Origin of the sequence: Streptacidiphilus sp. PB12-B1b (assembly GCF_014084125.1) — a bacterium.
GTDB lineage: Bacteria > Actinomycetota > Actinomycetes > Streptomycetales > Streptomycetaceae > Streptacidiphilus.
In genome coordinates this window covers 363,876-385,981 of the sequence record NZ_CP048405.1, presented here as the reverse complement: position 1 = coordinate 385,981, position 22,106 = coordinate 363,876, and the positions used below count along the sequence as shown (strand labels likewise).

Sequence of the window (22,106 nt, the reverse complement as noted above, 5' to 3'; positions counted from 1 at the left end):
GGCAACGGTGGACAGTCTACACAGCTGGCGGGGGTGGTCGTGACGGGTGGGGTCAGCCGGCGGATGCGGTGGCGAGCTTGGCGGCGAAGCCTATGAAGAGGGCGGCGACGCCTGTGGTGAGGGCGGCGGAGAGGCGGCGACGGCGGCGGAAGGCGTTGGCGAGGTAGGTGCCGCCGAGGATGAGGGTGGTGAGGTAGAGCACGCTGAAGCTCTGCAGGGTGGCGCCGAGGATGGTGAAGGCGAGGGCCGGGGTGTGGTCGGCGGGGGCGACGAACTGCACGAAGAAGGAGAGCAGGAAGAGGATGGCCTTCGGGTTGAGCAGGCTGACCAGCAGGGCCCGGCGGAAGGGGCGCTCGCGTTCGTCGTCGGGGGTGGCGGCGGAGGCAGCGGAGGCAGCACCGGAGGAAGTAGCGGCGAAGGTGGCAGTGACGGGGGGGGTGTGCCAGAGGTGGCGGGCGGACTGGAGCATGCCGTAGCCGAGGAAGAGCAGGTAGCCCGCGCCGAGGAGCTTGACCGCGTCGAAGACCAGCGGGGTGGCGCGCAGCAGGGAGGCGGCGCCGAGCGAGGTGAGGACGATCAGGGTGGTGTCGCCGACGAAGACCCCGGTGGCGGCGCGGAAGCCGGTCCTGACCCCCTTGCGGGCGGCGACGGCGAGGACGTACATCGAGTTGGGACCGGGCAGCAGGATGATCAGCAGTGCGCCTGCCACATAGGTGCCGTAGTTGATGACGCCGAACATGCCACAATCCCTCCGCCGCACCAGCCATTGGTGCGATGGAAGGATTGTGGCACTTGTTCGGTCCTTACCGGAGGGCCCCTACCGGCAGACGGTCCCCTTGGGCGGGGTGCGTCCGGTCAGCAGGTAGGTGTTCACCGCCGTGTCCACGCAGGAGCTGCCCCGGGCGTAGGCGGTGTGCCCGTCGCCGTTGTAGGTGAGCAGGGTGCCGGAGTCGAGCTGGGCGGCCAGGGCCTGCGCCCAGGCGTAGGGGGTGGCCGGGTCGCGGGTGGTGCCGACCACCAGGATCGGGGCGGCGCCCCGGGCCGGGATGGTGTGCGGCTCGCCGGTGGCCTTGACCGGCCAGTACGCGCAGGTCAGGCCGGACCAGGCGAGCGAGGCGCCGAACTGGTGCGAGGCCGCCTGGTAGGCGGGCAGCTGCTGCTCGACCTGCTGCGGGTCGGTGGCGGCGGTGGGCAGGTCCAGGCAGTCCACGGCGGCGTTGGCGTACATCAGGTTGCTGTACTGGCCGGAGGGGTCGCGTTCGTAGTACTGGTCGGAGAGGGCCAGCAGGCCCGCGCCGTTGCCGCGCTCGGCCTGCGAGAGCGCTGCTCTCAACTGTGGCCACTGCTCCTGGTCGTACATGGCCGCGATCACCCCGGTCATGCCCAGGGCCTCGTCCAGCATTCGGGGCTGGCCGGTCGGCAGCGGACGGGCGCTGAGCGAGGTGAAGAGGGTGTCCAGGCCGGTGTCGGCCGCGGCGGCGGTGCGCCCCAGCGGGCAGCCGCTGTGGCTCACGCAGTCGCGGGCGAAGGCGTTGAACGCGGTCTCGAAGCCGCCCGCCTGCTGGCTGTCGAGCTGCAGCGCGCTGAGCGAGGGGTTCATCGCGCCGTCCAGCACCATGGTGCCGACCCGGCTCGGGAACAGGCCGGCGTAGGTGGCGCCGAGGAAGGTGCCGTAGGACTTGCCCAGGTAGTTGAGCCGGGGATCGCCCAGGAGCGCCCGCACCACGTCCATGTCCCGGGCCGCGTCGACGGTGCTGACGTGCGCGAGGAGCTTGCCGGACTTCTGCTCGCAGCCCTGGGCGAACTCCTTGTCGGCCGCGACCAGCCGGTCGATCTGCGCCTGCGTGGTCGGCGTGGTGTCCACCGCCGTGAACGCGTCCATCTGCCGGTTGGTCAGGCAGGTCACCGGCGTGCTGCGGCCGACCCCGCGCGGATCGACGCCGACGAAGTCGTAGGCGTCGCGGACCGGCGCGGGGTAGGTCTGGGCGGCGTACTCCGCGTACTCGACCGCCGAGCCGCCCGGGCCGCCCGGGTTGATCAGCAGCGAGCCGAGCCGCTTGTGACCGTTCCCGGCGGCCGGGCTCTTGGCCAGGCCGAGTGTGATGTCCCCGGCCGCCGGGTCGGCGTAGTCCAGCGGGACCTTCATCGTCGCGCACTGGAAGCCGCTGTCGCAGGGGCTCCATTGCAACTTCTGCGTGTAGTAGCGCTGGAGGTCCGCCGGGATGGCCGCGGGCAGCGGCTGAAGCACCGCGACCGAGGCCGAATCGCCCGAGGGCGGGGTGCCGCCGGACGTCGAACCCGAAGCGGCGGACGGGGCGGACGCGGAGCTGCAGCCGCTCAACGCCAGACCCGCGACCACCAGTACCGCCGTCGCGGCGCGCCGCAACCTGCTCATGGTTTCTCCCACTCCTTGAATACGCAGAGGGTATACAACGCTGCGGACAGTCACGGACGCGTGTCCGTGGCCATCTGCTCCGCGAGGTAGGCGGCAGACAGCCGCGCCAGCCGGACTCGTTCGCTCTGGTCGGTGAGGTCGCGCACGGTGTCCGACAACCGTACGTCGGCCTGCGGAACCGAGGTCAGCGCCCGGCGCAGCCGCGCCGCCGACTGCTGCCCGGCGGTGTCCCGCTGGGTGTCGGCCAGCAGCAGCCGCACCCCGGAACCGCCGGCGGACAGCAGCCCGGGCGGGAGGGCCTCGTAACGGCCGTCGACGCCCACGCCGGCCGCGTACCAGTCGGGGTGGGCCAGGTCGGCGGCGACCGCGCCGCGGGCGTCCGCATCCAGGCCGAGCACCGCCCAGCCGTGCGCGGAAGGTTCCACGTGAAACGCCTGCAGCATGGCGGCATGCAGGCGCGGGGCGTCCGGCTGCGCCGAGCCGTCGGCGGCCGGGGCGCTGCCCGGGGCGGATTCGGGCGCGACCACGACCAGCGGATTGGCCCGGCCCTCGTCCACCGCGGCGGCCAGCCCCGACAGCAGGTCGGGGAGGTCCTGCTGGTCGGCCAGGACGACCAGGGTCTGCAGCGGGTGGGTCCGGCGGGCGTACTGCGGCGGCAGCCAGATGCGCAGGCGTCCGGGGCAGCCGGGCAGGGTGCCCTCGAGCAGCTCGCCGCCGGCCGGGTGGCCGACCACGGTCGGCGGCGCGGAAGGAGCCGACAGCGCGGACGGCGCAGAAGGCGTCGAGGGCGCGGACGAGGCGGACGGCGGGACGGCGGTGGACGGGCGCGCGGAGCCGGGAAGCGAGCCGGGCCTGGCCGGGTCCGCGTCCTGGGCGACGCTTCGGCCTGCGGCCATGGCCGAGACCGCCGATCCGGTGCCGGGCTGGTGGCGGGCGTCCAGGTACTGCACCCCGCCGGTCAGCGCACACCCCACCGCCGCCAGCGCGGCGGTCAGCCGCACCGCGACGCCGGTGTAACGCGGCGTCAGTTCGTAGGCCAGCACGGCGCGCTGCTCCCGCCAGGAGCGCAGCGCGCGGACACCGAGCCAGACAGCCGCCGACACACCTGCCACCAGCAGGACCGCAGAGATCACTTCGGGGGCATCCCCGCACCGGCCCGCCGTGCCCACGTCGCAGGCCAAGTCTCACCCGATCGGGGGATCAACCGCTCCCCGGCGGCCACACCTCCGCACGCGGTTCACCCTGCGCGCAGGGCCACCGTCATCGCCTCCACCGCGAGCAGCGGGGCGACGTTGCGCTCCAGGGCCTCGCGGCAGCCGAGGACCGCCTCGATCCGCCGCAGGGTCGCTTCCGGGGTGGAGCCGGACGCCACCCGCTGCACCGACGGGCGCAGATCCTCGCAGGTCAGCTCGCCGGTGGAGCCGAACTGCAGGGCCAGCACATCGCGGTAGAAGGAGGACAGGTCGATCAGCGCCCGGTCCAGGCTGTCGCGCTGGGTACGGGTGGCCCGGCGCTTCTGCCGGTCCTCCAGCTCCTTCATCGCCCCGGCCGTACCGCGCGGCATCCGGCCGCCGACGCCCGCCGCCGCGCCCAGCGCCGCCCGCAACTCCTCGGTCTCCTTGGCGTCGACCTCCTCGGCGACCTGCTTGGCGTCGGCGCCGGCCGAGTCCACCAGGCTCTGCGCCCCGGCCAGGCAGGCGCCCAGGTCGGCGACGCGCAGCGGCAGGGCCAGCACCTCGGCGCGGCGCTCGCGGGCGGCCGCGTCGGTGGCCAGCCGCCGGGCCCGGCCGATGTGGCCCTGCGCGGCGCGGGCCGCGAAGGCCGCCGTCTCCGGGTCGATGCCGTCCCGGCGGACCAGGGCGTCCGCGACCGCCGCGACCGCCGGAGAGCGCAGCACCAGGAGTCGGCAGCGGGAGCGGATGGTCGGCAGGGCGTCCTCCACCGACGGCGCGCACAGCAGCCAGACCGTGCGCGGCGCGGGCTCCTCGATGGCCTTGAGCAGGACGTTGGCCGCGCCCTCGGTGAGCCGGTCGGCGTCCTCCAGGATGATCACCTGCCAGCGGCCCACGGCCGGGGACATGGACGCACTGCGGACCAGCTCGCGGGTCTCCTTGACGCCGATGCTGAGCCCGTCGGTGCGCACCGTCTCCACGTCCGCGTGGCTGCCGATCAGCGCGGTGTGGCAGCCCTCGCAGAAGCCGCAGCCGGGGACGCCGCCCAGCTCCAGGTCGGGCGAGGTGCACTGGAGCGCGGCGGCGAAGGCCCGGGCGGCCGTCGAGCACCCCGAGCCGGGCGGGCCGGTGAACAGCCAGGCATGGGTCATGGCGGAGGCGTCGCCGCCGTCATCGGACAGCACCGCCCGCGCCGACCTGGCGGCGGAGACCAGTGGCTCCACCACCGCGTCCTGGCCGATCAGCTCGTCCCACACGCTCACGTCGCCACTCCGGTTCTGCTTCTCTCCCTGCTGCCACCGACCCTAGCGGGCGGCACCGACAACGCGCGCCGGTCAGCGCCGCGAACGGCCCCGGCCCTCGGGCTCCGGGCCCTCCTCGCCGTTGTCGTGCCACTGCGCCCACTCGTCGCGGGAGCCCAGCAGTTCGTCGGTGAGGCTGGGCAGATTGTCCAGCGGGGTCTCCTCGGCCCAGTCGTAGCGGGCCCGGGGCAGCAGGGTGGTGGCGTCGGGATCACCGGCGGCCTGCGGGGCCGCGCCCTCCTGGGTGACCTTGGGCAGCTCCCGGGTGCGATCGACCGGGGGCGCGGCGGTCTCGACGGTCTCCTCCTGCGGCTCCTGCGGCCGGAACAGCCAGTCGGGGACCTTGTCCTGGACGCTCTCCTCACTGCGGGGCCTGGCGATCCGCCAGGACTTGGGCAGCTGCGGCAGCACCGCCGTCCGCTCGTTGGGCGACACCTGGGCGGACGCCGCGCCCGACGCCTGGGTGGACGCCGCGCCGGAGGACGCACCGGGGGCCGAACCGGAGGACGGGCCGGACGCGCCGGGCGGGGTCTTCGGCGCGTGGTCGGGCCTGGGCGGGACCGGCCGCCGCGACGGCTCGGCGGGAGCGACGGCGGGGATCACCTGGGTCGGGGCGTCCGGCGGCAGCGCGCCGCCGGGGCGGACCACCGGCGTCTCCACGGTCGGCGCGTCGGGTGCGACCGCGGGCATGACCGTGGTCTCGGCCAGGTCGGCGTCCGGGGAGTCGTCCGAGGCGCCGCCCGAGCGGTCGTCCGTGGCGTCGTGAGCGGCGTCGGCGGACGGCTCGTCCGTGGCGTCGTCCGTGGCGTCGGCGGACGACGCTGCCGCCGCCTGAGCCGCCGCCTCGGCGGCTGCGGCCTCGGCGAGCCGGGCCTGCTCGGCGCGGAGCAGCGCCTCCTCCGCGCGGCGGCGCTCCTCCAGCCGCCTGGCCTCGCGCTGGCGCTCCAGCTCGGCCAGCCGGGCCTGCTCCTCGGCGCGGTGGCGGCGCTCGGCGGCTTCGGCCTCGCGGCGCTCCCGCTCCTGCGCGGCCCGGCGGTCGGCCTCGGCCTCGGCGGCGAGCCGAGCCTCCTCGGCGGCCTGGCGGGCGGCTTCGGCGGCGCGCCGGTCCTCCTCGGCCTGTCGGGCCTTGGCCTGCTCCTCGGCCTCCAGCCGGAGCCGCTCCAGCAGCGCCTGCTTCTCCCGCTCGGCCTGCTCCGCTTCGGCCTTGGCCTTGGCCTCGGCGGCCAGCCGCGCGGCCTCGGCCTCGCGGGCGAGCCGTTCCTGCTCGGCCCGGGCCGCCTTCTCCTGCTCGGAGAGCGGCAGTTCGCGGTCGAGCCGGTGCCGGATGGCGGCGGTGACCTCGGCGACCGGCTGTCCGGCGTCCACGACCAGGTAGCGGAAGGGGTCGGCGGCGGCCAGCGCGAGGAACCCGGCGCGCACGCGGGCGTGGAACTCGACCGGCTCGGACTCCAGCCGGTCCAGGGCCTCGGTGAAGCGCTCGCGGGCGGCCTCGGGGGCGACGTCCAGCAGCACCGTCAGATCGGGGACCAGGCCGTCGGTGGCCCAGCGGGAGATCCGGCCGACCTCGGCGCCGGAGAGGTCGCGGCCGGCGCCCTGGTAGGCGACGGACGAGTCGATGTAGCGGTCGGTGATGACGACGGCCCCGCGCTCCAGCGCCGGGCGGATCACCGACTCGACGTGCTCGGCGCGGTCGGCCGCGTACAGCAGCGCCTCGGCACGGTCCGAGATGCCGGTGTTGCCGACGTCCAGCAGCATGGCGCGCAGCCGCTGGCCGACGGCGCTGCCGCCGGGCTCGCGGGTGACCACGACCTCGTGGCCCTTGCTGCGGATCCACTCGGCGAGGGCCTGGGCCTGGGTGGACTTGCCCGCGCCGTCGCCGCCCTCCAGGGCGATGAAGAAGCCGGTTCCGGCGCGGTGCGGGACGGGTCGGCCGCCGCCGCGCAGGGCGTCCCAGACGTCGCGGCTGAACGGCGCGACCCGGCGGCGGTCGTCGGAGCGCAGGAACACGACCACGGCGAGGACGAGCAGCAGCAGGCCGACGACGGCGACGGCCAGGCCCGCGCCGCCGTGGTCGAAGCTGACCGAGCCGTCCTGGTACTGCTGCCGGCCGATGCCCGCGCCCAGCAGCGGGGTGAGCACCAGCGCGGCGCCGACGGCGACCCGCAGCATGGCGTACAGGTGTTCGGCGACCTTGGGCTGTCGGGCCTCCTCGGTCTCCTGGTCGAGCAGGGTCCGGGCGGTCCGGGCGGCGACGCCGGCGGCGGTGCCCGCCACCGTGGCCAGGACCAGGGCCAGCACGAAGTCGACCACCAGGCCGCTGAGGATCAGCGCGACGGCGGCGGTGCCGAGGGCCAGCGGCAGCAGTCGGCGGCGGCCCAGCAGCGGCAGCACCGAGGGCGCGACGCGCAGGCCGAGCAGCGGACCGGCCACGGCGGCCAGCACCAGCAGGCCGAAGCCGACCGGCCCGGCGCCGAGGCTGTACGCGTGCGGCAGCGCCACGGCGGCGAACGCGGCCATGGCGGCGACGGCGCCGGTGGCGGCGAAGCTGAAGACGACGGACGTGCCGGTGCGGCCCCGGGGGCCGAGCCCCAGCGCGGTGTCGGCGGGGGCGCGCAGGTCGGCCAGCGGGGAGCGGGGGCCGGCGGCCACAGCCGGGGCGGCCGGCAGCTGCTGCCGGTACAGCAGGACGGCGGCGGCCAGGAACAGCCCGGCCGCGCCGAAGGCGGGGAGCGCGCCCAGATGGACGTTCAGCCAGCCGACGCCGGTGGCCAGTCCGTTCTCCACCAGCATCAGCACCACCAGCGCGGCGGCGGCCGACGGCACGGTGGCGTAACCGGTCCAGCGGTCGATATGGCGCAGCGCCGGGCGCTGGTCCGCGACCGGGCGGCCGAGCTCGGCGCCGGGCAGGAGTTGGACGCCCAGGGACTCGCGGACGACCGTGCCGACCCGCTCGGCGGCGGCCAGCACAAGGACGCTGACAAGCAGCCAGATCAGCGAGGCGGAGCCGGTCCAGCCGAGCCAGAAGGGGGCGACCGCGAGCAGCGCGGCCCGCAGCGCGTCCAGGCCGAGCAGGGTCCAGCGGCGGTCGAGCCGGTGGGCGAGCCGGGCGACCGGCCGCAGCAGCGCCACGCCGAACAGCGCGGTGCCGGCCAGCCGGACCGCGAACAGCGCGGCGATGGCGAGCAGCAGCCCGCGCTCCCCGCCGCCGAACGCGCCCGAGCTGCCCGCCGCCGTCCACACCAGGACCAGCAGCACCAGCAGCCCGAGCCGGTCGCCGACTCCGCCCAGCAGCTGCGTCCGCCAGATCCGCCGGTACGCGGGCACGCGCAGGAAAGCCTGCGCGCGCTCGGCGTCGGCTCGGGCGGCAGGCTGGGGGTGGTCGGGTCCGGGTCGCTCCGCACTCGTCATGCGGCCAGCCTAACCGGAGGGGCGGACATCGTAGGTGTCGTTCCACCTGTGGGCACAGCTCGTCCACACCCGTCCGAGCTCCGGCCGGGGCCAACACCCCACCGGCCCCGCCCGGTTGACCTGGGCGGGGCCGGTGGGACCGGTGGGGCCGCCGGGCCGCCGGGCCGCCGGGCCGCCGGGGGCGGACGCGACCGGCGGGCCGGATGCCACGGGTGCGGCAGGTGCTACTCCGCCGAGGCGGCGGCCTTGCTCGCGGCGGCCTTGGTGGCCGGGGCCTTCTTGGCGGCGGTCTTGGCCGCCGTCTTGGTGGCCGCGGTCTTGGCCGCTGACGTGGTGGCCGTCTTGGTGGCGGTGGTCTTCTTGGCCGCCGCCTTGGTCGCCGTCTTCTTCGCCGGGGTCGCCTTCTTGGCCGCCGCCTTCTTCGCGGGGGCCTTCTTGGCGACCTTCTTCGCCGGGCCCTTGGCCCGCTTCTCCGCGAGCAGCTCGTAGCCGCGCTCGGGCGTGATGTCCTCGACGCTGTCGTCCCGCCGCAGTGTGGCATTGGTCTCGCCGTCGGTGACGTAGGCGCCGAAGCGGCCGTCCTTGACCACCACCGGACGCTCACTGACCGGGTCGGTGCCCAGCTCCCTCAGCGGCGGCTTGGCAGCGGCCCGGCCACGCTGCTTGGGCGTGGCGTAGATCGCCAGCGCCTCCTCCAGGGTCACCGTGAACATCTGCTCCTCGCTCTCCAGCGAGCGCGAGTCGGTGCCCTTCTTGAGGTACGGGCCGTAGCGGCCGTTCTGCGCGGTGATCTCCACGCCGTCGGGGTCGGTGCCGACGACCCGGGGCAGGCCGAAGACCTTGAGCGCGTCCTCCAGCGTGACGGTGTCCAGGGACATGGTGGACAGCAGCGACTGGGTGCGCGGCTTCACCGCGTTCTTGCCGGTCTTGGGCGTGCCCTCGGGCAGCACCTCGGTGAAGTACGGCCCGTAGCGGCCGTCCTTGGCGACGATCTCGTTGCCGCTCTCCGGGTCCTTGCCCAGCTCGCGGACGCCGCTGGGCTTGGCCAGCAGCTCCTCGGCGAGGTCGACGGTCAGCTCGTCCGGCGCCAGCTCGTCCGGGACGTCGGCGCGCTGCTCGCCCTTCTCCACGTAGGGGCCGTAGCGGCCGACGCGCAGCACGATGCCGCTGTCGCCGAGCGGGAACGAGCTGATCTCGCGGGCATCGATCGCACCCAGGTCGGTGACCAGCTCCTTCAGGCCGCCGAGGTGGTCGCCGTCGCCGTTGCCGGCGTCGGCGGCCGAGGAGGCCGGGCTGCCCTCGCCGCCCTCGCCGTAGTAGAACCGGCGCAGCCACGGCACGGAGGCGCTCTCGCCGCGGGCGATGCCGTCGAGGTCGTTCTCCATCTTGGCGGTGAAGTCGTAGTCGACCAGCCGGCCGAAGTGCTCCTCCAGCAGCCGGACCACGGCCAGCGCCAGGAAGGAGGGGACCAGCGCGGTGCCCTTCTTGAAGACGTAGCGCCGGGCGACGATGGTGTCGATGATCGCGGCGTAGGTGGAGGGGCGGCCGATCTCGCGGTCCTCCAGGTCCTTGATCAGGGACGCCTCGGTGAAGCGGGCCGGGGGCTTGGTCGCGTGGCCGTCGGGGTTGATCTCCTCCGCGCCCAGGGCGTCGCCCTCGGCCACCGGCGGCAGCCGGCGCTCGCGGTCGTCCAGCTCGGCGTCGGGGTCGTCGCGGCCCTCGACGTACGCCTTGAGGAAGCCGTGGAAGGTGATGATCTTGCCGGTGGCCGAGAATTCAGCGTCTCGGCCGTCGGTGGAGGTGCCCGCGATCTTGACGGTCACGGACTGGCCGACGGCGTCCTTCATCTGCGAGGCGACCGTGCGCATCCAGATCAGCTCGTAGAGCCGGAACTCGTCGCCGCGCAGCCCGGTCTCGGCCGGGGTGCGGAAGCGGTCGCCGGACGGGCGGATCGCCTCGTGGGCCTCCTGGGCGTTCTTGACCTTGCCGGTGTACACCCGCGGCACGTCCGGCAGGTACTCGCGGCCGTACAGCTGCTCGACCTGGGCGCGGGCGGCGCTGATGGCCGTGTCCGACAGCGTGGTCGAGTCGGTGCGCATGTAGGTGATGAAGCCGTTCTCGTACAGCTTCTGCGCGACGTCCATGGCCCGCTTGGCGCCGAAGCCCAGCTTGCGCCCGGCCTCCTGCTGCATGGTCGTGGTGCGGAACGGCGCGTACGGGGAGCGGCGGTACGGCTTGGACTCGACGCTGCGGACCCGGAAGGTCGCCTCGGCCAGGCCCGCGGCCAGGGCCCGGGCGGCCTCCTCGTCCAGGTGCAGGGTCTGCGCGGACGCGGGCTTGAGCTGCCCGAGGGAGTCGAAGTCGCGGCCGGAGGCGACCCGGCGGCCGTCCACCGAGGAGAGCCGGGCGCCGAAGGTGCCGGGGTCGCCGTCGACGGCGGTGGCCGAGGCGAAGACCGCGGTCAGATCCCAGTAGGACGCGGAGCGGAACGCCATCCGCTCCCGCTCGCGCTCCACCACCAGGCGGGTCGCCACGGACTGCACCCGGCCCGCCGAGAGCTTCGGCATGACCTTCTTCCACAGCACCGGCGAGACCTCGTAGCCGTACAGCCGGTCCAGGATGCGGCGGGTCTCCTGGGCGTCGACCAAGCGCTTGTTCAGCTCGCGGGGGCTGTTGACGGCGGCCTGGATGGCGTCCTTGGTGATCTCGTGGAACACCATGCGGTGCACCGGCACCTTGGGGCGCAGCACCTCCTGGAGGTGCCAGGCGATGGCCTCCCCCTCGCGGTCCTCATCGGTGGCGAGGAAGAGTTCGTCGGCGTCCTTCAGCAGCGACTTCAGCTTGGCCACCTGGGACTTCTTGTCCGCGTTGACCACGTAGATCGGCTCGAAGTCGTGCTCGACGTCGATGCCGAGGCGGCGCACCTCGCCGGTGTAGCCCTCGGGCACCTCGGCGGCGGTGCCGGGGAGGTCGCGGATATGCCCGACGCTCGCCTCGACCACGTATCCGGGGCCGAGGTAGCCCTTGATCGTCTTCGCCTTGGCCGGCGACTCGACGATCACGAGTCGCCGTCCTTCGCGTGCGGTCTCGCTGGTCGGGGACACCTTCGCTCTTCTCTCCCGGTCGTGTGTGGGGTGGTCGGGCCGCTTCGCACGGAAACGACCCTGAAAGCGGAGTGTGACCGTACCCAGGTCCCCCTTGTCAAACGGACTGATGCCGCTCCGCCGTCAGCGGAACCTGCCCGACGCCACTCGAACGGTAACCCGACAGCGGACCTTCCCGCTGTGCAGACCGCTGTCGACGGCGACGGAGATGGCTCAGAAACACCAGGGAATGGCTGACCCCGGACAGGTGCACGTGCCGCCCGTACCGCTCTACTGCTTGCCCTCCCAGCGTCGCTCTGACGCCTTTGTTCTGCACTTTCCTTGATTCTCCGGGCCGCCGGGCCCGCTGCTGGGGGCGCACCGCGCCCCGAAAGGAAAGATCGACATAAGCCGGATAGTAGGACCGGCCGGGGTGGCGTGGGGCGAAGATACGACACATCGGGCGTGTCGGAAGCGGTCCGGAAGCGGTCCGGCGTCGGTCCGGACGTGATCCGTCGGCGGTCCGCCGGGCCGCAGCGGCCCGCTCCCGGGACGCTACACCGCTGCCACCAGCAGCAGCACGCCGCAGACGGTGAAGGCCGCGCCGAGCAGCAGCCAGAACACGTCGCTGCGCGCCTGGCGTACGCCGTGCACGGCCACCCGCTCCGGGCGCGCCGGATCGTAGGAGACGGGGACGAGCGCGTCCACGGCCAGCGCGGGCGTACGCCGTATCGTCGTCCAGCCGCGCGGCCGGGCGACGATCTCGCCGCGGCCCTCGACGTGGAACGCCAGCAGCGGGGAGGTGTCGGCGTGGTCCAGCGCGGGCCCCGGGCCGGCCACCACGCGCGCGGTGGCCGGCGTCCCGCTGCCGCGCAGCACGATCCGGGTCCGGACCTCGGTGACGCACCAGGTGAGCACGCCGAGCCCGAACAGGGTGAAGAACGCCCCGGTGAACAAGCCCAGTGGAGTGCCCACACCCGCCCCAACCGCACAGAGATCCGACCCGTAGGGCCGTCACCCTGTCAGTACCCACGGAACGGCGGGCGGCACCCAGGCGTCGGGCAGGTGAACAGCGCCTGCGGCGGGGCGGGACTGGGCGGGGCAGGGCGGCGTCAGTCGAGCGCCACCGGGACCAGGAAGCCCTGCTCGACCAGCATCCGGATCTGCTGCGGGGTGCGGTCGCGCAGCCCGACCGGGTCCTCCTGCACCAGTTGGGCGATGGCGTCCAGGATGGCCCCGGCCGGGAGGCTGCCGTCGCAGGCCCCGGCGAAGCCCGCGCCGACGGTGTCCACCTTGGTCGCCCGGCGCATGCCCCGGTTCTGACGCAGCACCACGTGCTCGGGATCCTCCGCGCCGGGCACGCCGATCTGCTCCTGGACCACCTCGTCGGCGAGCCGGTAGCGGGCGGCGAGCAGCGCGGCGTCGTCGTGGTCGCGCAGGAAGTCCTGCCGGGCGAACCAGCGCTCGACCTCCGGGCCGAGCGGCTGCTCGACCGGGTGCGGCCACTCCTCCGCCAGCACCACCGGCTCGCGGCCCTCGGGGGCGCGGCGCAGGGTGATCCAGCCGAAGCCGACGCCCTCGACCTTGGCGGCCTCGAAGGCGTCCAGCCACTCCTGGTAGCGGGCGTCGTAGTGGGCCCGGTCCTCGCGGTGGTCGCCGCCGTCCCGCAGCCACAACTCGGCGTACTGGAACACGTCCTGGACCTCGCGCTGGATCACCCAGGCGTCGCAGCCGGTGCCCTGGATCCAGCCCGACAGCCGGGCCCGCCAGTCCTCGCCGCGCACATGCTGCCAGTTGGCGAGCAACTGGCAGTAGCCGCCCGGCTCCAGGTGCCGCCCGGCCTCGGCCACCAGGGCCGCGCACAGGTCGTCGCCCGCCATGCCGCCGTCGCGATAGGTGAAGCGCCCGGCGGGGGAGATCACGAACGGCGGGTTGGACACGATCAGGTCGAAGGTCTCCTCGCCCACCGGCTCGAACAGGCTCCCCTGCCGGGTCTCGACGTTGGCCAGGCCGGACAGCGCCGCCGTCAGCCGGGTGAAGTGCAGGGCTCGGGCGTTGACGTCGGTGGCGACCACCTGCGCCCCGTGCCGGGCGGCGTGCAGGGCCTGCACGCCCGAGCCTGTGCCCACGTCCAGTACCCGGCGCACCGGGCGGCGCACGGTGATGTTGGCCAGCGTGGTGGACGCGCCGCCCACGCCCAGCACCAGCTCCGCGCGCGGCACCCCGCCGACCGAGCCGATGCCGCCGGCGCCGCCGACCGAGCAGCCGAGGTCGGACACGATCCAGGCGTCACCGGCGTCGTCGGTGCCGACGATGTCGTTGGCGTAGGGGCGGATGTCGACGGTGGCCCGCACCAGGCGCACAGCGGCGGGGTCGGCGTCGTCGGGCGCTGCGGCCTCGCCCGGGGCTGTGGTCAGCCAGCCGTCGGCCAGGCACTCCTGGACCGGCAGGCCCGCCGCCTCGGCCGCCGCGTACGGCACCGGGCGCTGCAGCAGGAACAGCCGCAGCAGGGTCTCCCGGGCGGTGCCGCCGCCGGTGGCCCGCAGCGCCGGGACCGTCTCGCTGCGGGCGAGGGCCGCGTAGGCGGGGGCGCCGAGCAGGTCGAGGCAGCCGTCGGCGGTGAAGTCGGCGGCGACGAAGGCCGCCCGCAGCCGGGCGGCGAGAGCGGCGTCGACGGCCGGGCGCAGGGGGGCGGGCGGGGGCGTGGGCGCGGTGCTGTTGGTCACCGGGACATTGTCCCCCGGCGGGCGTCAGTGCGCGGAAGCGGACGCGTCCGGTGCGGCGGAGCCGGAGCCGCCGGGCTTGGCGGACGCCGCGGCGCTGCTGCCCGTCCGGTAGCCGGTCGAGGCGGACGCGGAGCCGGTGGCCGCCGGGCCGCTCGCCGACGGCACCGGCGCGGCCGTGCCGGTGGCCGCGGCGGTGGTGCTCTTGCAGCCGGGCTGCTTGGCCAGCGCCGTCCCCAGCGCACCCGCCTGGAGCTTCTGCAGCGCGGAGGTGGACAGCTCGGCGAGCTGCTGCACCTTGTCGCCGACGCCCTTCAGGCCCGCCGCGAACTTCGCCTGGTCGTCCACCGGCAGCGCGGAGACGGCCTGCTGGACGGAGGTGTAGCCGCCGGCCGCCTGGTTCAGCTCGGTGACCGCCGCGGCCTGGGTCTGGGCGCCGTTGTCGACCTTGGGCGCACCGGCCTTCTGGACGGCCTGGGCGATCTGGGTGTTGGCGGTGGCCAGGGTGCCCAGGTCGGCGGCGAGCCGGGTCTGCAGGGCCGCCGGGGTCTCGCCGGGCTTGACCGTGCCGGTGTCGGCCAGGGCTGCGTTCGACTGCTGGACCGGGCCCTGCATGCTGCCGCACAGGGTGGTCGCCCAGGCGTCCAGCTGCTTGGTGTTGTCGCCGCTGCACGCCGTGGCTCCCAGGGCCACCAGCACGGCCGGAATCGCAAGCCTCAGCCACGTCTTCGACACCACGGATTCCTCTCCTCCACACGCGCCCGGCGTGCACCAGGTCCAGCCAGGGAACCTACAGGGCCGCCGGGCGGTGCCGGGCATCCGATGCGGAAAAGTGTCGTGGATGGGACGATTGACCCCGGTTTCGCACCCGGCTCGGCAGCCGGTCGTCGCGCCGGTCGTCGACGCCGTCGCGGCCGGTACCGCGCAGGCTTCGACGAACCGGGGCCGCCGGACCGCGTCCGGCCGGGGTCAGGCCGCCGGGGCCGGATGCGGCGACGCCTCGCCGGCCAGCGGGTCGCCGCCGGCGGTGGGCTCCGCGCCGACGGCGATGTCCCGGCGCTTGGACATCCACACCGCGGCGACGATCACCACGACGCAGCCGGCCCCGACGCCGACCCGCAGGCCGACGCTGGCGTCCGTACCGAAGCTGAACTTGACGATCGCGGGCGCCACCAGCAGCGACACCAGGTTCATCACCTTGAGCAGCGGGTTGATGGCCGGTCCGGCGGTGTCCTTGAACGGGTCGCCGACGGTGTCGCCGATGATGGTCGCCTCATGCGCGGCGCTGCCCTTGCCGCCGTGGTTGCCCTCCTCCACCAGCTTCTTGGCGTTGTCCCAGGCGCCGCCGGAGTTGGCCAGGAACACCGCCATCAGCGTGCCGGTGCCGATCGCCCCGGCCAGGTACGAGCCGAGCGAGCCGACGCCGAGCAGGAAGCCGACGGCGATCGGCGCCAGCACCGCCAGCAGCCCCGGGGTGGCCAGCTCGCGCAGCGCGTCGCGGGTGCAGATGTCCACGACCCGCTTGTAGTCCGGCAGTTCGGTGCCCTCCATGATGCCGGGACGGGTCCGGAACTGCTCCCGCACCTCGAACACCACCGAACCGGCCGAGCGGGAGACCGCGTTGATGGCGAGGCCGGAGAACAGGAACACCACGGCCGCCCCGAGCAGCAGCCCGACCAGGTTGTTCGGCTGCGATATGTCCAGGCTCAGGCTCAACCCGTGCGCAGCCGAACCGACTTGGGCCTCAGCCGTGTTGATGGCGTCGGTGTACGAGCCGAACAGCGCGGTGGCGGCCAGCACGGCCGTGGCGATGGCGATGCCCTTGGTGATCGCCTTGGTGGTGTTGCCGACGGCGTCCAGTTCGGTGAGCACCTGCGCGCCCGCGCCGGTGACGTCGCCGGACATCTCGGCGATGCCCTGGGCGTTGTCGGAGACCGGGCCGAAGGTGTCCATGGCCACGATCACGCCGACGGTGGTCAGCAGCCCCGTCCCGGCGAGCGCCACCGCGAACAGCGCCAGCGTCAGCGAGCCGCCGCCCAGCAGATAGGCCCCGTACACGGCCGCCCCGATGACAGCGGCGGAGTAGACGGCGGACTCCAGGCCCAGCGAGATCCCGGACAGCACCACGGTGGCCGGGCCGGTCAGCGAGGTCTTGCCGACATCCCGCACCGGACGCCGGTTGGTCTCGGTGAAGTAGCCGGTGAGCTGCTGGATCACCGCGGCCAGGACGATGCCGATGGCGACGGCCGCCAGCGCGAACACCCGCGGATCACCGCCGTGCCCGGTGATCGCCGCCGGGACGCCCTTGAGCTGCGAGAAGCGCGAGGGCAGGAAGACCAGCACCGCGACGACGACCAGGACCAGCGAGAACACCGCCGAGATGAAGAAGCCCCGGTTGATGGCGGTCATGCCGCTGCGGTCCCGCCGGCGCGGCGAGACGGCGAAGATGCCCAGCACGGCGGTGACCACGCCGATGGCGGGCACCAGCAGCGGAAAGGCCAGGCCGTCGTCGCCGAAGGCGGCCCTGCCCAGGATCAGCGCGGCGACCAGGGTGACGGCGTAGGACTCGAACAGGTCGGCGGCCATCCCGGCGCAGTCCCCCACGTTGTCGCCGACGTTGTCGGCGATGGTGGCGGCGTTGCGCGGATCGTCCTCGGGGATGCCCTGCTCGACCTTGCCGACCAGGTCGGCGCCGACGTCGGCGGCCTTGGTGAAGATGCCGCCGCCGACGCGCATGAACATGGCCAGCAGCGCCGCGCCGAAGCCGAAGCCCTCCAGCACCTTGGCGGCGTTCTCCCGGTAGATCAGCACCACCACGGAGGCCCCGAGCAGGCCGAGGCCGACGGTGAACATGCCGACGACACCGCCGGTACGGAAGGCGATCCGCATCGCTCGGTGGGAACTCACGGCCGGGTGGGATTCCGATGTTTCGACTGCGTCCGGTGTGGCAGGAATACCGGCAGTGGCATCTGTGGCCGCGCTGCCCGCACCGCCCGGATCGGCGGTCGCGGCGCGGGCGGCTGCGGCCACGCGGACGTTGCTGCGCACCGCGAGCTGCATGCCGACATAGCCGGTGATGGCCGAGAAGAGGGCCCCGACCAGGAAGAAGACCGAGCGGCCGATCCGCTGCGACCAGTCGTCGGCGGGGAGCAGCAGCAACAGGAACACCACGGCGACGGCGAAGCCGCCGAGGGTGCGGAACTGGCGTGCGAGATAGGCGTTCGCGCCCTGCTGGACGGCGGCGGCGATGCGCTTCATGCCCTCGGTGCCCTCGTCCGCGGCGAGGACCTGGCGGACGAGCACCCAGGCCACGCCGAGAGCGGCGAGGGCGACGGCTGCGACGATGACGACGACGGTCTGGTCGGTGCCGGTGAGCACGGCACCTGTGGTGGCTGGAGCACCGGTTGAGAAGAGCCCGGCCATTCGTCCTCCTTGACGTCTGGCTCGTGCGCCGGGCAGGCAGCAGGTGGTCGCCGCTCGGCAGCGCGGGCGAGGTTGTGCCGTGTCGCATCCCAGTGTTGCCAACACGACAGGCCGCGATTCTAGGAATCGCGGCCTGATCAAAACAGGGTATGCGCAGGGATGAGGGCGGTAACCGCCATGATTTTCTTGTGAGCTGACAGATCATCCGATCCTGGTGCCGATAGTGCCCAAACGGACGTTTACCGGCATGCGGAACGGGACAGCCATGACCGGATGGGCTCGGGCAGGACCGGGTGGGCTCAGGGCAGGACCGGGTGGACGGCCAGCGGCCAGCTCATCCGGATCAGCCCGCCGTCGTCGTCGCTGCCGATGTCCAGGTCGTCCACCAGGCCGCTGATCACGGCGAGGCCCATCGCGGCCTCGGCGGCGTCGTCCACGGCCGCGCCGTCGGCCGCGTGGCCGTCGTCCGCGGCGTGCTTGCCGCCGACGCCGTCGCCGACCTCGATCTGAAACCGCTTCTCCTGCTCGATGAGTTTCACCCGAACGGGTTCGTCGAGACTGTGGCGGCGGTGCAGTCCGACCGCGCGCGAGCATGCTTCGCCCACGGCGAGGCGGACCTCGTCGAGGACGGATTCGTCCACTCCCGCGCGCCGGGCTACGGCCGCGGCGACAAGCCGCGCGGTCCGCACGTGCTCCGGAAGCGCGCTGAATCGGAGTTCGACGGTGGCCATGGCTCCCCCTCGAAGGTTGCTTTCTCCGGACCGGCCCGGGGCCTCAACGGTCGGGGCCCCGGGTGCCGCAATGACTGGCTCCACCTGCGAGCGGGGTCAGTCGGTTGCGGCTACGGCCTCGTCCACGGAACCGTGGATGGGAAACACCTTGGTGAGCCCGGTGATACGGAAAATCTTGAGGATGCGCTCCTGGTTGCAGACCAGGCGGAGCGAACCCTCATGGGCGCGTACCCGCTTGAGCCCGCCGACGAGCACTCCCAGTCCGGTCGAGTCCAGGAAGTCCACGCCTTCCATGTCCACGATCAGGTGGTAGTGACCCTCGTTGACGAGTTCGACAAGCTGCTCGCGCAGCTTCGGGGCGGTGTACACATCGATCTCGCCCCCCACCTCGACAACCGTGCGGTCGCCAACGGTACGGGTCGACAGGGACAGGTCCACGGAACCTCCAGCACCTTGCTCTCGCGCCACCACGTCCCGCTGGTGCGGGGCACGCTGCCACGATGGCATTGTTGCGAATCTTGGCCGACGGTGGGGCGGATACCCCGATGTACGGCCGCGATGGCATTCAACCACTTACGACCAGGACAGCACGACGTCTTAGGACGAATCTCCATCGCTCTGATGACAGACTTGGTCCCGATGAAGCCGCTCCCGGACTCGCCCGCGACCGTCCTCTCCAGGCTAACGGAAGCCCGGGGGCGGCAAGATCGGCTCACCCATACGGAGCACATTCCGGCCAGGGCGGCCCGTTTCGCCGACTGGCCGTCGGGCATCAGGCCGGAAGTACTGGACGCGATCCTGGACACCGGCGTGTCCCGACCCTGGATACATCAGACAGAAGCCGCAAACCTCGCAATGGGCGGCAAAAGTGTGGTCATTGCCACAGGGACCGCCTCGGGCAAGTCCCTGGCCTACCTCGCTCCGGTGCTCAGTGCCCTGCTGGACGGCACCGAGGCCGCCAACGGCCGCGGCGCGACCTGCCTCTACCTGTCGCCGACCAAGGCCCTCGCCGCCGACCAGGTCCGCCGTGTCGGCGAGCTGCGCCGGGCGGCCGACGGCGCGCTCGGCCGGGTGCGGGCCGCCGCCTACGACGGCGACACCCCGTTCGAGGAACGCGAATGGGTACGCCAGTACGCCTCGCTGGTGCTGACCAACCCGGACATGCTGCACCGGGGCATCCTGCCCGCCCATGCCCGCTGGGCCTCCTTCCTGCGCGCCCTGCGCTACGTGGTCGTCGACGAGTGCCACACCTACCGCGGCGTCTTCGGCTCGCACGTCGCCCAGGTGCTGCGCCGGCTGCGCCGGATCTGCGCGCGCTACGGCGCCGAACCGGTGTTCCTGCTGGCCTCGGCCACCTCCGCCGAACCGGGGTCGGCCGCGGCCAGGCTCACCGGCCTCCCGGTCGCCGAGGTGACCGACGACGGCTCGCCGCGCGGCGAGACCGTCTTCGCCCTGTGGGAGCCCCCGCTCACCGAACTCCACGGCGAGCACGGAGCGCCCGTACGGCGCTCTGCGACCGCCGAGGCCGCCGACCTGCTGACCGACCTGGTCCTGGACCGGACCCGGACGGTGGCGTTCGTCCGCTCCCGGCGCGGTGCCGAGCTGCTGGCGGTGATCGCCCAGGAACGGCTGATGGAGGCCGCCGGATCGGCCACCGCCCGGCGGGTCGCCGCGTACCGGGGCGGCTACCTGCCGGAGGAGCGCCGGGCGATCGAGCGCGCCCTGCACACCGGCCAGCTGCTCGGGCTGGCCTCGACCAGCGCCCTGGAGCTGGGCGTGGACGTGTCCGGGCTGGACGCCGTCCTGCTGGCCGGGTACCCGGGCACCCGGGCATCCCTGTGGCAGCAGGCCGGACGGGCCGGGCGCGGGGCCCAGGGCGCGCTCGCGGTGCTCATCGCCCGGGACGACCCGCTCGACACGTACCTGGTGCACCACCCCGAGTCGCTCTTCCAGCAGCCGGTCGAGTCGACCGTGCTGGACCCGGACAACCCCCATGTGCTCGCCCCGCACCTGTGCGCGGCCGCCGCCGAGCTCCCGCTCACCGAACCCGACCTGGCCCTGTTCGGCCCGTCCGCGCCGCTGCTGCTGCCGCAGCTGGAGCGGCGCGGGCTGCTGCGGCGCCGGCAGACCGGCTCCGCCCGCAGCGAGGGATGGTTCTGGACCCGCCGTGAGCGGGCCGTGGACGCCGTGGACATCCGCGGGTCCGGCGGGAGCCCGGTACGCGTCGTAGAGGCCGACACAGGCCGTCTGCTGGGCACCGTGGACGCAGCCTCCGCCCACACCGCCGTCCACACCGGCGCGGTCCACCTGCACCAGGGCCGCAGCTACCTCGTCCGGGAACTCGATCTGGACGAGGCGGTGGCCCTGGTGGTGGAGGCGGACCCGGCCTACAGCACCGTCGCCCGCGACACCACCGCGATCAGCATCCTGACCACCGACAGCGAGGTGAAGTGGGGCGACGCCCGACTGTGCTTCGGCTCGGTCGAGGTCACCAACCAGGTCGTCTCCTTCCTGAAGCGCAGGCAGGTCACCGGGGAGATCCTCGGCGAGACCAAGCTCGACCTGCCGCCGCGCACGCTGCGGACCAGGGCCGTGTGGTGGTGCGTGACCGACGTCCAGCTGGACGAGGCCGGGCTGCTGCCGGAGGAGCTGCCCGGCGCCGCGCACGCCGCCGAGCACGCCTCCATCGGCCTGCTGCCGCTGTTCGCCACCTGCGACCGCTGGGACATCGGCGGGGTCTCGACCCCGCTGCACCCGGACACCGGCCTGCCCACCGTGTTCGTCTACGACGGCCACCCGGGCGGCGCGGGATTCGCCGAACGCGGCTTCCAGCGGGCCCGCGAATGGCTCACCGCGACCCTGGCCGCCATCTCCGCCTGCGAGTGCGAGCGCGGCTGCCCGTCCTGTATCCAGTCGCCCAAGTGCGGCAACGGCAATGATCCGCTGGACAAGGCCGGATCGGTCAGGCTGCTGGAGCTGCTGCTCGCCCCGCCACCGACCGGATAGCCGAGCGCCCGGCCGGAAGCCTGGCCGGAAGCCTGGCCGAAGTTCGGTCGGCGGCGGGGAGGGCGGCGAGCCCGGCGGGGACCACGTCGGGGGTCGAGAGCGGTCCGGCCCGGGCGCGGCCGTGGGCGGGCGGCAGCGCCGCGAACAGGGCCCCGCGGACGGACGACTGCACCGCCACGTCCACGGCGTCCAGCCGAGCATCGCTGTGCAGCACGCAGGAGGTCAGCAGCGACTGCTGGGCGGTGGCGACCCTGGCCGCCGCCGCGCAGGCCCCGGTCGGGTCCACCAGCATCCGGTCGGCCGCCGCCAGCGCGGCCAGATCCGCCGCCGCCTCGGCCCGGTGGCGTGCGGTGACGGCGGCCCCGATCCCGAACGCCGCGGCCAGGACGCATCCGGCCAGCATCAGCAGGGCGATCAGCCACACCGAGGCCGAGCCCGTCTCCGCGCCCCGGGCGCGCGGGGCCCCCCTGCCGCGCGGGCGCCTCACGGCCCCTCCGTCTCGCGCAGGGCCGAGGCGGAGCCGGAGACCCGCAGCGAGAGCAGCCCGCCCAGCACCCCCGGGCCCCGCGACTGCGCCGAGACCACGACCTGGACGCTGTCGCCGCGTGTGCTCACCGTCACCGCCGCGCCCTCGGGGGCGGTCGCCCGAGCGGCACCGGCCACCCGCTCCGGGGAGTCCCCGCGCGCCGCCGCGCGGGCCGCCTCGCGCGCCGCGTCCACGCAGCGGACCTGGGCCGCCGCCGCCAGCACTCCCCAGACCAACACGGCGACCAGCGCCACCAGGACCGGCAGCACCGCGGCCGTCTCCGCCGTCACGAACCCGCCCTCGGTGCCGCGCGCGGCACCGCGCGCGGCCGACGGGCG

Annotated in this window: 15 protein-coding genes; 1 reads left to right on the top strand and 14 read right to left on the bottom strand. The window is 73.9% G+C overall.

What is annotated here, in order from left to right; genetic code table 11:
* Window positions 1-52: 52 nt before the first annotated feature.
* The 12 genes from leuE to bldG form a co-directional block, all read right to left on the bottom strand.
* Entirely contained in the window at window positions 53-739 is a 687-nt protein-coding gene (gene leuE, locus GXW83_RS01725; RefSeq protein ID WP_182441102.1) for a leucine efflux protein LeuE, read from the bottom strand.
* A gap of 78 nt (window positions 740-817) precedes the next feature.
* On the bottom strand, window positions 818-2,395 hold the full coding sequence (locus GXW83_RS01720; protein ID WP_182441101.1) for an alpha/beta hydrolase: 1,578 nt from the start codon (window positions 2,393-2,395) through the stop codon (window positions 818-820).
* Between the two features lie 50 nt (window positions 2,396-2,445).
* Entirely contained in the window at window positions 2,446-3,528 is a 1,083-nt protein-coding gene (locus GXW83_RS01715) for a hypothetical protein (RefSeq protein WP_182441100.1), read from the bottom strand.
* Window positions 3,529-3,632: 104 nt separating this feature from the next.
* Window positions 3,633-4,829 carry a DNA polymerase III subunit delta' gene (locus GXW83_RS01710; RefSeq protein WP_182441099.1) on the bottom strand — a complete coding sequence of 399 codons (1,197 nt, stop codon included), beginning with the start codon at window positions 4,827-4,829 and terminating at the stop codon, window positions 3,633-3,635.
* A gap of 72 nt (window positions 4,830-4,901) precedes the next feature.
* On the bottom strand, window positions 4,902-8,276 hold the full coding sequence (tmk, locus tag GXW83_RS01705; protein WP_182441098.1) for a dTMP kinase: 3,375 nt from the start codon (window positions 8,274-8,276) through the stop codon (window positions 4,902-4,904).
* A gap of 224 nt (window positions 8,277-8,500) precedes the next feature.
* Window positions 8,501-11,380: a type I DNA topoisomerase gene (topA, locus tag GXW83_RS01700; RefSeq protein WP_182441097.1), complete on the bottom strand. Its 2,880-nt coding sequence runs from the start codon at window positions 11,378-11,380 to the stop codon at window positions 8,501-8,503.
* Between the two features lie 534 nt (window positions 11,381-11,914).
* Window positions 11,915-12,334: a DUF3592 domain-containing protein gene (locus GXW83_RS01695; RefSeq protein WP_182441096.1), complete on the bottom strand. Its 420-nt coding sequence runs from the start codon at window positions 12,332-12,334 to the stop codon at window positions 11,915-11,917.
* A gap of 137 nt (window positions 12,335-12,471) precedes the next feature.
* Window positions 12,472-14,085 carry a methyltransferase gene (locus tag GXW83_RS01690; protein ID WP_370466532.1) on the bottom strand — a complete coding sequence of 538 codons (1,614 nt, stop codon included), beginning with the start codon at window positions 14,083-14,085 and terminating at the stop codon, window positions 12,472-12,474.
* Window positions 14,086-14,109: 24 nt separating this feature from the next.
* Window positions 14,110-14,820, bottom strand: a complete 711-nt coding sequence (locus tag GXW83_RS01685) for a small secreted protein (protein WP_182441095.1) — start codon at window positions 14,818-14,820, stop codon at window positions 14,110-14,112.
* Between the two features lie 231 nt (window positions 14,821-15,051).
* On the bottom strand, window positions 15,052-17,505 hold the full coding sequence (locus tag GXW83_RS01680) for a sodium-translocating pyrophosphatase (protein WP_182441094.1): 2,454 nt from the start codon (window positions 17,503-17,505) through the stop codon (window positions 15,052-15,054).
* Window positions 17,506-17,804: 299 nt separating this feature from the next.
* Window positions 17,805-18,236, bottom strand: a complete 432-nt coding sequence (locus GXW83_RS01675; protein ID WP_182441093.1) for an ATP-binding protein — start codon at window positions 18,234-18,236, stop codon at window positions 17,805-17,807.
* A 96-nt stretch (window positions 18,237-18,332) separates the two neighbouring features.
* The gene (gene bldG / locus GXW83_RS01670; RefSeq protein ID WP_123497656.1) at window positions 18,333-18,674 is read right to left on the bottom strand and encodes an anti-sigma factor antagonist BldG; all 342 of its coding nucleotides are present in this window, start codon (window positions 18,672-18,674) and stop codon (window positions 18,333-18,335) included.
* Between the two features lie 120 nt (window positions 18,675-18,794).
* Here bldG and GXW83_RS01665 point away from each other — a divergent pair, with 120 nt between their 5' ends.
* Window positions 18,795-21,242: a DEAD/DEAH box helicase gene (locus GXW83_RS01665; RefSeq protein WP_182441092.1), complete on the top strand. Its 2,448-nt coding sequence runs from the start codon at window positions 18,795-18,797 to the stop codon at window positions 21,240-21,242.
* On the opposite strand, the gene GXW83_RS01660 is transcribed toward GXW83_RS01665, so the two are convergent.
* Together GXW83_RS01660 and GXW83_RS01655 are read right to left on the bottom strand one after the other, a co-directional pair.
* Entirely contained in the window at window positions 21,199-21,729 is a 531-nt protein-coding gene (locus GXW83_RS01660) for an Rv3654c family TadE-like protein (protein WP_225446685.1), read from the bottom strand. The genes GXW83_RS01665 and GXW83_RS01660 overlap by 44 nt on opposite strands.
* Window positions 21,726-22,058, bottom strand: a complete 333-nt coding sequence (locus GXW83_RS01655) for a TadE family type IV pilus minor pilin (RefSeq protein ID WP_182441091.1) — start codon at window positions 22,056-22,058, stop codon at window positions 21,726-21,728. Before GXW83_RS01655 ends, GXW83_RS01660 begins: the two co-directional genes overlap by 4 nt.
* Window positions 22,059-22,106: the final 48 nt, after the last annotated feature.